This window comes from Burkholderia sp. IT-111MI5 (assembly GCF_949752865.1).
Lineage (GTDB): Bacteria > Pseudomonadota > Gammaproteobacteria > Burkholderiales > Burkholderiaceae > Burkholderia > Burkholderia pyrrocinia_C.
The window spans coordinates 329,651-341,959 of the sequence record NZ_CATKIF010000071.1 but is presented as its reverse complement, the minus strand read 5'-3'; the positions used below and the strand labels follow the sequence as shown (position 1 = coordinate 341,959).

Below are 12,309 nucleotides of genomic sequence, written 5' to 3'. Positions count from 1 at the left end.
ACGAGCCGCCGCCCGAGCCTGCGCAACCCAGCCCGGCCGGCCCCGTTTTACGAACCGTTTTCGCCCTGCTCCACCCAGCCTGCCCCGACCGTGAACCAACCCTTGCACGCCCCCGACGACACGAAGCGAATGAATGCCGACTGGCTGGCGCGCGCCCGCGTATCGAATGCGGTCCGCTCGGGCGACGTGCTGTGGTTCGACCTGACCGACACCATGACGGGGCGCGTGTGGTCCGCGTGCCAGACCGGGTGGGAATCCGACCAGCGCTGCCGGCAATTCGAGCACGAATACGCATTGAACGAAGCGCTGGAACCGGCGTGGGCGCTCATGCCGGTCGCGCTGATCCGCGCCGCGGACGGCCCGGTGCTCGTCTATCCTCGCCCGGACGTGCGAGGGTTCGACACGCAGGCGGACGGGCGGCTGCCGCTCGACGCCTTTCTCGACGCCGCGATCCAGGCCACGCGCACGCTCGGGGAGCTTCATCGGCGCGGCTGGCTGCATGGCGATCTGCAACCGGCCAGTTTCGCCATCGCGCCGGACGGTACGGTCATGCTCCGCTCGTTCGCCCATGCGTGGAACCGTCGGACGGAACGCGCCGCGGCGGGCACGATGCGCACGGAATTCGCCGCGTACGCGGCGCCCGAAGTATCGGAAGGCGCATGCGTCGACGAGCGCGCCGACCTGTACGCGTTCGGCATCACGCTGTTCCGCCTGCTGACGGGCGCGATGCCCTACAAGGCTACGTCGACGCCCGAATGGGTCCACGCGCACGTCGCGATGCAGCCGGCGCCGGCCACGGCCTTTCGCGACGACCTGCCTGCCATCCTGAACGACCTGATCCTGAAACTGATCGCCAAGGAGCCCGCCGATCGCTACCCGTCCTGCGAAGCGGTGCAGCACGATCTCGAACGGATCCGGCGCGACTGGCTGGCGGCAGGCCGCGTCGAGCCATTCGCGCTCGGCGGCCGCGATCCGCTCGCCGGGTTGCACGCGCCCGACCTGCTGGTGGGCCGCGAAGCCGAATCCCGCGGGCTCGAGGAGGTGCTGGCGGCCGTATCGCAAACCGGCGAGACGGCCATCGTGCTGATCGACGGGCCGGCCGGCGTCGGCAAGACCGCGCTGGCCGAGCACTTCATGCGCGATGCGCGAGCGGCGTCGCGCACGGCCTGGTGCACGTCGGCCAAGATCGATCAGTTCCAGCCCGCACGGCCCTACGCGCCCGTGCTGCAGGCGTTGCGCACGCTGTTCGGCAGCGCGCTGGCCAGGCGCGACGACGAAATCGCGGCGATCGCCGCGCGGCTGCGCGACTGCGTGGGCCGTCAGGCCAACCTGCTGTCCGGCATCTTCCCGGAGATCGCGTGGCTGCTCGATGTCGAGCCCGTCGCGTTCGACCATACCGATGCGATTCCGGAATTTCATCTATGCCAGATCGTCGTGAATGCGTTCCGTGCGTTCGCGACGCCGGCCGAACCGCTCGTCATCGCGCTGGACGACATCCAGTGGGCCGACGACGCGACACTCGCGTTGCTCGCGTCGATCGCGGCCGATCCACCGGCCAATATCTGCGTCGTTGCCGGTTATCGAAGCGGGCCGCAGCACGACCACCCGCCGGCATTCCGCCGCTTCCTGCGGCAGCTCGACCCCACCCGCCTGTCGACCCTGACGCTGGCGCCGCTCGCCGCACCCGACGTGACGCGCATGCTGGCCGGCATGCTCGGGGAGCCGCCGGACCGGCTGTCCGGGCTCGGCGACATCGTGCACCGCAGGACCGGCGGCAACCCGTTCCATATCCAGCAGTTGCTGCGCACGCTGATCGACGAGCGGCTCCTCGGCTACGACCCGGCGCGACAAACGTGGCAATGGGATGCGGCCGGCATCGACGCGCGCCGCCCGACCGAGAATGTCGTGAGCCTGCTCGAGATCCGGATGCAGCGGCTGCCGCATGAATCGAGAACGCTGCTGTCGCTGCTGGCCTGTGTCGGCAGCGATGCCGACGATGCGCTGTTGTGCGCCGCCGCCGGCAAGACCTGGGCCGAACTCCGCTTCTGGCTCGACCCCGCGCGCCAGGCGGGCCTCGTGTCGCTCTCAGGAAACCGCTGGCGCTTCGTTCACGACCGCATCCTCGAGGCCGTCTACGCGGTCACCGGGCCGGCGGAGCGCGCGCTGCGCCACGCGCGGATCGCCGCCGCGATGCTCGCGCGCGCGGACGCGCGGTCGACCGAATCCCTGCTGGAACTCGCCGCCCAGATCGAGCAGGCGAAAACCGCGCCGCTCGACGGCGCGCTCGCACTCGAATTCGCGGATGCGCTGGCCGCGGCGGCCGAGGCCGCGGCGATCGTCGCCGCGCGCGATCGCGCGTTGTCGTTTCTCGCGACCGCGCAAGCGCTGCTCGGCCCCCACGCATGGTCGCAACACTACGATCTCGCGAGCCGGATCGGCATCCTGCGCAGCGGCCTGCTGCTCGCGACCGGCGAAACCGCGCAAGCATCCGACGCGATCGACGAGCTCATGGCGCGGACGCGCACGCCGGCCGATCGCGCCGAGGCCCACCGGCTGAAGGCCGCACAGCTCACGGTGGAGTCGCACTACCGGCAGGCCGTCGACGTCGCGCTGGCCGGGCTGGCGCTGCTCGGCGTGGAACTGCCGGCCGAGCCGGCCGAGGCCGATCTCGCGGCGGCCTGCGACGCCGTGCGCGATGCGCTCGATGGCCGCGCCATCCGCGACCTCGTCGACCTGCCCGTGATGACCGACACGCGCGTCGAAGCCGCGATGGCGCTGCTGACCGCGCTCGAGGCCGCGATGTTCTATCCGAGCGGCGGGCTGATGTTGCTGCACCTCGCGACGATGGTCCGGCTGACACTGCGCCACGGCGTCACCGCCGCGTCGGTGCAGGGGCTCGCGTGGTACGGCGTCAGCATTGCCGAGCATCACGACGCGTATGAGGACGGCCTCGAATTCGCGAAGGTCGCGCTCGCGCTGGTCGATCGCCACGGCTTCGAGCGCTACCGCTCCGCGGCGCTGATCGCGCTCGACCAGGTGAGCGTCTGGACCCAGCCGCTGTCGTACGCGCTCGAGCGCGCGCGCGATGCGAAAGCGGCGGGCAATGCGAGCGCCGAGCTGCGCTGGATGTGCTATAGCTGCAACCACATCGTCAGCGATCTGCTCGCGATGGGCGAAGCGCTGCCGACGATCCGCGACGAAATCGATCCGCTGCTGCAGATCGCACGCGGTGCACGCTATGACGACATCGTCGACCTCGTTTCCACCCAGTCGGAATTCGTCGACGCGCTGCAGTTCGGCTACCACCGGCCGATCGGCACCTGGCGTGCCCGTGCGTCGACGAAAACGCCGATGTCGGTGCTGCAGTTCTGGACCGACGTGCTCGCCGGCCAGGCGGCCTTCATTTTCGGCGACGCGGACGCGGCGCGTGCGGCGCTCGATGCAGCCGCTTCGAGCGCGTGGTCCACTCCCGCGCACATCATGCTGTCCGACTTCCACCTGTTCGGCGTGCTGGCCGGCATCGCGAGCGACCGCGGCGCCACGCCGCCCGAGCGGCTGCTCGAACGCCATGCGCCGCAACGCGCCCGCTTCGCCGCGTGGAGCAAACGCAATCCGGTCACGTTCCGCAACAAGCTCGCGCTGATCGATGCCGAATTCGCGCGCGTACGCGGCGAACATATCGTCGCGATGCAGCAGTACGAGGCCTCGGCCAGCCTCGCGGCGGAACACGGTTTCGTGCACGAACAGGCGCTCGCGCACGAACTGGCCGCGCATCATGCCACGTCGCTCGGGCTCGCCGGCCCCGCCCGCCATCAGCTGCGGCTCGCCCATGCGTGCTACCGACGCTGGGGCGCGGCCGGCAAGACCCAGGCGCTGGAAGCGCAGCATCCGTTCCTCGTGATGGACCCGTCGCCGGGCGGCCCGCCCATGCCCGCGCGCGAAGATCTCGATTTCTCGCTGGCGATGCGCGCGGCCCATTCGCTGTCCGAGGAAATCGTGCTGGAGCGCCTGATCCAGACGCTGATGCGCAACATGATCGTGTATGCCGGCGCGCGTTATGGCCTGCTGCTGCTCGCCCGGCACGACCGGCTGACGATCGAGGCAGCCGCGCGGACCGTCGGCAGCGACGTGATCGTCGATATTGCCCGCAGCGAACCGACCGAGCAGGATGTCCCGCTGTCGATCCTGAACACCGTCGCCCGGACCCGCAAGCCGGTCGTGCTCGCGAACGCGCAGCGCGAAGGCGTGCCCGACCACGCCGACAGCCTGCGCGCGCACCCGACGCGCTCGCTGTTCTGCCTGCCGCTGTTGAAGCAGGGTGTGCTGATCGGCGTGCTGTATCTCGAGAATGCCTTGTCCAACGGCGTGTTTTCGCCGCGGCGCATCGCGATGCTGGAAGTGCTCGCGCCGCAGGCGGCCAATGCGCTCGAATCCGCGCGGCTCTACGCGGAACTGATCGACGAGAACACGCGCCGGCTCGAGACCGAGGCCGCGCTGCGGCACGCACGGACCGAGCTCGCGCGCACCGCGCACATGACGGTGATGGGAGAACTGGCCGCGTCGATCGCGCATGAGATCAATCAGCCGCTGACGAGCATCGTATCGAGCGTCGGCGCGTGCATGCGCTGGCTGCGCGGCGCGCAACCCGATCTCGGCGAAGCGCTCGCGAGCCTCGAAGACATCCGTGCGTCAGGCGTGCGTGCCGCCGACATCGTCCGCGCGCTGCGCTCGCTCGCGCGCCAGGCCCCGCCCGCGCTGGCGCCGCTCGCGATCGACGACCTGATTCGCGACATGCTGCATCTCACCGCGACCGAAATCGACGCGAAGCAGGTCGCGCTGCGCGTCGACCTCCATTGCGGCAACATCCGCGTGATGGCGGATCGCACGCAGATCCAGCAGGTAATCCTGAACCTGGTCACCAACGCGCTCGACGCGATGGACGGACTGGCCACGTCGCGCGAACTCGAGATCGCGTCGCAGGTCGGCGACGATTACGCGGTCGTCTCCGTTGCCGACCGCGGCGCCGGCATCGATGCCGACATCGCGAACCGGATCTTCGATCCGTTCTTCACGACGAAATCGCACGGCATGGGGATGGGCCTGGCGATCTGCCGCTCGATCGTCGAAGCGCATGGCGGTACGCTCGACGCCGCGCCGCGCGACGACAGCGGCACCGTGCTGACGTTCCGGCTGCCGATTTCGACGACAAGTTGACCCGTGGGGCAAGCACGGCGCGCAACCCGCTTCTCGCTGCGGCTCAGGTGCCGCCCGGCCGATGCGCGTCTTCGCCGAGGAACCGGTGCACGAACGTCACGGCCATCGCCCCTTCGCCGACCGCCGACGCCACCCGCTTGACCGAACCCGACCGGACATCGCCCGCCGCGAACGAGCCGGGCACGCTCGTTTCCAGATAGTAGGGCCGGCGCTCGAGCGGCCACACGCGCTCGAATGCCGGGCAGTCGTACAGGTCGCTGCCGGTCACCAGATAACCGCCGGGATTGCGGATGATGTTCGTATCCCGGGCCCATTCGGTGTTCGGCGCACCGCCGATGCAGACGAACAGGTGCGTGGCCGGCAGCACGTCGCGCGCGCCGTCTTCCGAACGCAGCACGATCGCTTCGAGCCGGCCGTCGCCGTGCAGCGCGTCGACGGTCGAGCCGTACCGCACCGTCACGTTCGGCGTGCGCTCGATCCGGTCGATCAGGTAGCGCGACAGCGTCGCCGCCAGCGACGCGCCCCTGACGATCATCGTGACTTCGCGCGCGTGCCGCGCGAAGTTCATCGCGGCCTGGCCCGCCGAATTGCCGCCGCCGACGATGAACACGTGCTTGCCTTCGCACATCGGCGCTTCGCTCGACCCCGCGCCGTAGAACAGGCCGGCGTTGAGAAACTTCCGTTCGTCGGGCAGGCCGAGACTGCGGTATTCGATCCCGGTCGCGCAGATGTTCGAGCGCGCGGTCAGGATCGAGCCGTCGGCCAGGTCGACGCGAATCTTGCCGTCGACGAACGTCGCGTGCACGCCCTCGCGCATCATCAGCAGCTCGACGCCGAACTTCACCGCCTGCTGGCGCGCGCGCTCGGCCAGCTCGGCGCCCGGAATGCCGTCCGGAAACCCCATGTAATTCTCGATCAGCGAACTCGTTCCCGCCTGCCCGCCGATCGCATCGCGTTCGATCACGACGGCGCGCAGCCCTTCCGACGCGGCGTAGACGGCCGCCGACAGGCCGGCCGGACCGGCGCCGTAAATCGATACGTCGTATTCGATGAAGCGCGGCCGGGCGACCCAGCCGAGCTTCGCGGCGATCTCCGGCAGCGTCGGCTGGTAGATGCGCGAGCCGTCCGGGAAGATGACGACCGGCAGCCGGATATCGCGCAGCGGCGCGATGCCCAGCTCGCGCGCGCAATCGGTGTCGGACGTCAGCTCGCACCATTCGTACTCGATCACGCCGCGCTTCAGGAAGTCGCGGATTGCATAGGCTTCCTTGCTGTTCGGCAAACCGATTACCTTGACATGCTGCGGCTGAGTCATGAGCGCCTCCCGGTGACCGTCGTGTCGGATCTCGCCCGGACCTCGCGCCGGGCGCACTTGCGACTGTACGTCCCCCTGCCGCCAGGGGTGACATGCTTAATAAGAATTAAGGTCCGCGCGCGACACGACCGTCCACAATGCAGCGTATCCAACCCCGCTTGCAGCTTCGCGCCGGCCGCGCTGCGAGCGATCTCCGGCGCCGGCATCGGAGCGGAAGATGACCACGACCTGCACCCATCTCGGCGAAGCACGCATCCTGACCACCGACAAGGACTACTGCGAGGAATGCGTGAAGTCCGGCAGCCAGTGGGTGCATTTGCGCCTGTGCCTGACATGCGGGCACGTCGGCTGTTGCGACTCGTCGCCGAATCGCCACGCCAGCCGGCATTTTCACGAAACCGGCCACCCGCTCGCGCGTTCGATCGAACCCGGCGAGCGCTGGGTCTGGTGCTATGCGGACGACGTGATGGCCGGCGAGATCGCGTCGTAACGCACCGCGCGCCGGGATCCGGCACCCGCGCGCGCCCGTGTCCCACGACGGGCCGCCCGTCGCCCCCACCTGTCGACATCGATCCGGCACCTTTCCGGACCACGGGTTAACACCGTTCGATCGCGGCTTTGTCATGCCGATCTTTTCGGCTATAGTTTATCGAACGATAACTTATCTATCGATAAACAAGGAGTCTCCCATGCCCGTATCCAGACTCGCGCACTACTCGATCCGCACGCTCGATCTCGAGAAATCGTGCCGCTTCTACGAACGTGTGCTCGGCTTCACGCGCGGCTATCGCCCGCCGTTCGACTTTCCCGGCGCGTGGCTCTACAAGGGCGGCGACGAAGCCGATTACGGCACGGTCCACATCATCGGCGTCGATCCGGCCAACCCCGACGGGCTCGCGGCCTATCTCGGCGACAAGGACCTGCCCGCAACGGGCACCGGCACCGTCGACCACATCGCGTTCCTCGCGACCGGCGTCGAAGCGATGTGGAACACGCTGCGCGCGGAAGGCATCGCGTGGCGCGACCGCACGGTGCCGAGCCTCGGGCTGCACCAGGTCTTCATCGAGGATCCGTCCGGCGTGACGATCGAGCTCAACTTCCCTGCCGCCGAGGTCGCCGGCCTGGAACTACCCGCCGCGGCCTCGGCCGGCGACACCCACGGAGACTGACATGAACGACAGCACTTCGACGAACCGCAAGGCCGCCATCATCGGCGGCTCGCTGGGCGGCCTGTTCGCCGCGAATCTCCTGCTGCGCAACGGCTGGGACGTGGACGTGTTCGAACGCGTGCCCGAGGCGCTCTCGGGCCGCGGCGCCGGCATCGTCACGCACCCGGAACTGTTCGACGTGATGCCCGCCGCGGGCGTGCGCATCGACGAATCGATCGGCGTGAAGGTCGAATCGCGCATCACGCTGGCCAGGGACGGCACCGTGGCGTCGGAACGCGGGCTGCCGCAAACGCTCACCGCGTGGAGCAAGATGTACCACGTGCTGCGCGCGGCACTGCCCGACCAGCATTACCACTCGGGCGCCGTCGTCACCGATGTCGCGGACGGGCCGGATCGCGCCTCGGTCACGCTGTCCGACGGCTCGGTCGTGCACGCGGATCTCGTGATCGCGGCCGACGGATTCCGCTCCGCGATCCGCGAAAAATTCCTGCCGGATGCGCGGTTGCAGTACGCGGGCTACGTCGCGTGGCGCGGGCTGGTCGACGAAGCCGGCCTGTCGGACGCGACCCACGCGACGCTGTTCGATAAATTCGCGTTCGGCCTGCCGCCGCACGAGCAGATCCTCGGCTATCCGGTCGCCGGCCAGGGCAACAGTACGAAACCCGGCGAGCGCCGCTACAACTTCGTCTGGTATCGCGCGACCCGCGAAGACACCGACCTGCCGAACCTGCTGACCGACGAGACCGGCAAGCTGTGGGCGGGCGGCATTCCGCCGACGCTGATCCGCCGCGACGTCCTCGACGACATGGAAGACGCGGCTCATGCATTGCTTGCGCCACAGTTCGCCGAAGTCGTGGCGCGTGCGACGCAACCGCTGTTCCAGCCGATCTACGACCTCGAAGTGCCGAACATGGCGTTCGGCCGGATCGCGCTGCTCGGCGACGCCGCGTTCGTCGCGCGGCCGCATTGCGGGATGGGCGTCACGAAGGCCGCCGGCGATGCGCTCGCGCTCGTCACCGCACTCGTCACGCGCACCGACACGCTCGACGCATTGTGCGAATACAGCGAAACGCGTACGGCCTTCGGCGCCGCGATCGTGCAGCATGCGCGCCACCTCGGCGCCTACATGCAGGCGCAACTGAAAAACGACACCGAGCGCGCCATGGCCGAGCGCTATCGAACGCCGGAAGTCGTGATGCGGGAAACCGCCGTTCCGCCGCATTTCTGAGCGCGAACGGGCGCCGCGTGCGAGACGCGCGGCGCCCGCTGCCCGGCCCGGATACCCAAACCAGAAGGAGACACCGTGAACCACCCGATTCCGGCTGCCGCCGGCACCGCGCCCGACCTGGACGCGCCGGCACAGGCCACGCACCCGCTGCTGCGCGATGCCCGCTTTCGCGATCTCGTCAGGCGCAGAAGGCTGTTCGCCTGGTCGCTGACGCTCGTCATGCTCGCCCTCTATTTCGCATTCATCCTCACGCTCGCGTTTTCGCCGACGCTGCTCGGACAGCCGATCGTGCCGGGCCGGCCGACCCCGTGGGGCATCCCGGTCGGGTTCGGCATGTTCGTCGTCACGTTCGCGCTGGTCGCGCTTTACGTGTATCGGGCCAATTCGGTGTACGACACGATCGTCGCATCCATTCGTCACGGAGGCGATCAATGAAACGCCTGCTCATCGCATCGATCGCCACCATCGGCTCGGCACCTGCGTTCGCGGCCGGCCCCACAACGCTCGCGCACGGGCACAATCCGGTCGCGATCGGCATGTTCCTGCTGTTCGTCGCGTCGACGCTTTTCATCACGCGCTGGGCCGCGCGCAAGAACCACAGCGTGGCCGACCACTACGCCGCGGGCGGCAAGATCACCGCGTTCCAGAACGGCTGGGCGATCGCCGGCGACTACATGTCGGCGGCGTCGCTGCTCGGCATCTCCGCGCTGGTGTTCACGAGCGGCTACGACGGCCTGATCTATTCGGTCGGCTTCCTCGCGAGCTGGCCGATCATCCTGTTCCTGATCGCCGAGCCGCTGCGCAATCTCGGCAAGTACACGCTCGCCGACGTCGTGTCCTATCGCCTCCGGCAACGGCCGATCCGCGCATTCGCGGCGTCGAGCTCGATCGTCATCGTGCTGCTGTATCTCGTGTCGCAGATGGTCGGCGCGGGCAAGCTGGTCGAGCTGCTGTTCGGCCTGAACTACACGGTCGCGGTGCTGATCGTCGGCGTGCTGATGGTCGTCTACGTGTTCTTCGGCGGCATGCTGGCGACGACCTGGATCCAGATCATCAAGGCCGTGCTGCTGCTCGCCGGTGCGGCCTTCATGGCGATCATGGTGCTGAGCCGTTTCGGCTTCAGCCTCGATGCGCTGTTCGCGCAGGCGATTCTCGTGCATCCGAAACATGCGGCGATCATGCGCCCCGGCGGCCTGGTTTCCGATCCGGTCTCGGCCGTGTCGCTCGGCCTCGCGCTGATCTTCGGCACGGCAGGCCTGCCGCACATCCTGATGCGCTTCTTCACGGTCGGCGACGTCAACGCTGCCCGCAAGAGCATCCTCTATGCGACCGGCATCGTCGGCGCCGGCTATGTGTTGATCGTCATCATCGGCTTCGGCACCATCGCGCTCGTCGCGTCGGACCCGCAGTACCGCGACGCATCCGGCGCCATCGCGGGCGGCGCGAACATGGTGGCGATCCACCTCGCGCATGCGGTCGGCGGCGACGTGTTCCTCGGCTTCATCTGCGCGGTCGCATTCTCGACCATCCTGGCCGTGGTCGCCGGACTGACGCTCGCGGGTTCGTCGGCGATCTCTCACGACCTGTATGCGAACGTGCTGCGTCGCGGCCGCGCTTCGGATCAAGAGGAAATGCGCGTGGCGCGCGGGACGACCCTGGTGCTCGGCGTGCTCGCGATCCTGCTCGGCATCGCGTTCGAAAAGCAGAACATCGCGTTCATCGTCAGCCTCACGTTCTCGATCGCGGCAAGCTCGAACTTTCCCGTGCTGCTGCTCTCGATCTACTGGCGCGGCCTGACGACGCGCGGCGCGGTACTGGGCGGCCTGACCGGGCTCGCCACCGCCGTGACGCTCACCGTGCTGAGCCCGACCGTCTGGGTGCAGGTGCTCGGTCATGCGCATGCGGTCTATCCGTACGAATATCCAGCGCTGTTCTCGATGGCGGCGGCATTCGTCGGCGTCGTCCTGTTCTCCGTCACCGACCGCTCGGCCCGTGCGCAACGAGAACGCGAGCAGTTCGACGCGCAGCTCGTCGCCTGCGAAATGGGCATGACGCAACGCGGCTGAGCCGCACGCCCCGAAAAAACGATATCCCGTGGGAGACACCATGTTGAATTGCACCTGCTGCATGTCGCCGGCACGGCGCCGCCTGCTCGGCGCGTTGGCCGCGCTCGCCGGCACGGCCGTCGCCGGACGCACCGCATCCGCAGCCGACACCGCGAGCGCACCGGCCGCCTCGACCGCCGTGCCGCGGCACCGGCCCCGCTCGATCGACATCCACGCGCACTACTACCCTGAAAGCTTTTGCGATCTGGTCGGCGGCGAAGGCAAGCGCTTTGGCGGCTCGTTCGCGTGCGACGATGCGTCGTTCACGTTCCGGACGCCCGCCGGCGGCCTCGGGCCGCTGCCGATGAAGTTCATCGACGTCGACGCGCGGCTCAAGGACATGGATGCGTCCGGCGTCGACGTCCAGGCGCTGTCGCTCAGCGTGCCGATGGCGTACTGGGGCGACCGGCCGTTCAACGCGAAGCTCGCGCGCGACTGGAATTCGGCCGCGTCGCGCGTCTACCGGCGGCACCCGACGCGGTTCGTCGTACTCGCGACGCTGCCGATGCTGAACGCGACCGATGCGATCGACGAACTCGAGCGCGCGGCGCAGTTGCCCGGCGTGCGCGGCGTGTACATGGGCACCAACATCGACAACCGCGATCTCGACGATCCGCTGTTCGCGCCGGTGTTCGCGCGCATCGAGCAACTGAGCCTGCCCGTGTTCCTGCATCCGCAGCAAACGGTCGGCGGCGCCAGGCTCGGCGATTTCTACCTGAGCAACCTGCTCGGCAATCCGTTCGATACGGCGATCGCGGGCTCGCACCTGATCCTGGGCGGCGTGCTCGACCGCCACCCGAACCTGCACGTCACGTTGCCGCATGCGGGCGGCGCGCTGCCGATCCTCGTCGGGCGCCTCGACGCGGGCTGGACCGCCCGCCCCGAAACGCGCCGGCTCGCGCAAAAGCCCAGCAGCTATCTGCGGCGCTTCAGCTACGACACGGTGTCCCATTCGGGGCCCGTGCTGAACTTCCTGATCGAGAACGTCGGGGTGGACCGGCTCGTACTCGGCAGCGACTACTGCTTCGACATGGGCTACGAGCAGCCGGTCCGCTTTCTCGACCGCCTCGACCTGACGGCGGAACAGCGTTCGATGATCCTCGGCGGCAATGCGGGCAAGCTGCTCGGGATCTAGCGGGCAAGCAGGCATATGGAAATTTTCGACCCATTGCACCGTCGGCGCAGGCCGTTGCCGGACCTGGCATCATCCTGCCAGCCGGTGAGGGCCGGCATGCAACGCCACGCATCACGACGGCCGGCCGGCGACGCACGCCGCCG

At 68.6% G+C, this 12,309-nt stretch carries 8 protein-coding genes; 7 read left to right on the top strand and 1 reads right to left on the bottom strand.

The window, feature by feature from the left end; all coding sequences use genetic code 11:
• Nucleotides 1-129: 129 nt before the first annotated feature.
• Nucleotides 130-5,214, top strand: a complete 5,085-nt coding sequence (locus tag ACM6JT_RS32980; protein WP_414858008.1) for an AAA family ATPase — start codon at nucleotides 130-132, stop codon at nucleotides 5,212-5,214.
• Between the two features lie 43 nt (nucleotides 5,215-5,257).
• Here the strand turns inward: ACM6JT_RS32980 and ACM6JT_RS32975 are convergent, their stop codons facing one another.
• Nucleotides 5,258-6,529: an NAD(P)/FAD-dependent oxidoreductase gene (locus ACM6JT_RS32975; RefSeq protein WP_414858007.1), complete on the bottom strand. Its 1,272-nt coding sequence runs from the start codon at nucleotides 6,527-6,529 to the stop codon at nucleotides 5,258-5,260.
• 217 nt (nucleotides 6,530-6,746) lie between these two features.
• Here ACM6JT_RS32975 and ACM6JT_RS32970 point away from each other — a divergent pair, with 217 nt between their 5' ends.
• The 6 genes from ACM6JT_RS32970 (at nucleotide 6,747) to ACM6JT_RS32945 (ending at nucleotide 12,166) form a co-directional block, all read left to right on the top strand.
• Nucleotides 6,747-7,019: a ubiquitin carboxyl-terminal hydrolase 14 gene (locus ACM6JT_RS32970; protein ID WP_034184373.1), complete on the top strand. Its 273-nt coding sequence runs from the start codon at nucleotides 6,747-6,749 to the stop codon at nucleotides 7,017-7,019.
• A 199-nt stretch (nucleotides 7,020-7,218) separates the two neighbouring features.
• A complete protein-coding gene (locus ACM6JT_RS32965) occupies nucleotides 7,219-7,698 on the top strand; it encodes a VOC family protein (protein WP_414858006.1) in 480 nt (159 codons plus the stop codon).
• Between the two features lies 1 nt (nucleotide 7,699).
• Nucleotides 7,700-8,926 (top strand): FAD binding domain-containing protein, encoded by a 1,227-nt coding sequence (locus ACM6JT_RS32960; protein WP_414858005.1) that lies wholly within the window; start codon nucleotides 7,700-7,702, stop codon nucleotides 8,924-8,926.
• A 75-nt stretch (nucleotides 8,927-9,001) separates the two neighbouring features.
• Nucleotides 9,002-9,361: a DUF485 domain-containing protein gene (locus ACM6JT_RS32955; RefSeq protein ID WP_243566928.1), complete on the top strand. Its 360-nt coding sequence runs from the start codon at nucleotides 9,002-9,004 to the stop codon at nucleotides 9,359-9,361.
• Nucleotides 9,358-10,992 (top strand): cation acetate symporter, encoded by a 1,635-nt coding sequence (locus ACM6JT_RS32950; protein ID WP_414858004.1) that lies wholly within the window; start codon nucleotides 9,358-9,360, stop codon nucleotides 10,990-10,992. The genes ACM6JT_RS32955 and ACM6JT_RS32950 overlap by 4 nt, the downstream gene beginning before the upstream one ends.
• A 40-nt stretch (nucleotides 10,993-11,032) precedes the next feature.
• On the top strand, nucleotides 11,033-12,166 hold the full coding sequence (locus tag ACM6JT_RS32945; protein WP_414858003.1) for an amidohydrolase family protein: 1,134 nt from the start codon (nucleotides 11,033-11,035) through the stop codon (nucleotides 12,164-12,166).
• The last annotated feature ends 143 nt before the right edge of the window (nucleotides 12,167-12,309 follow it).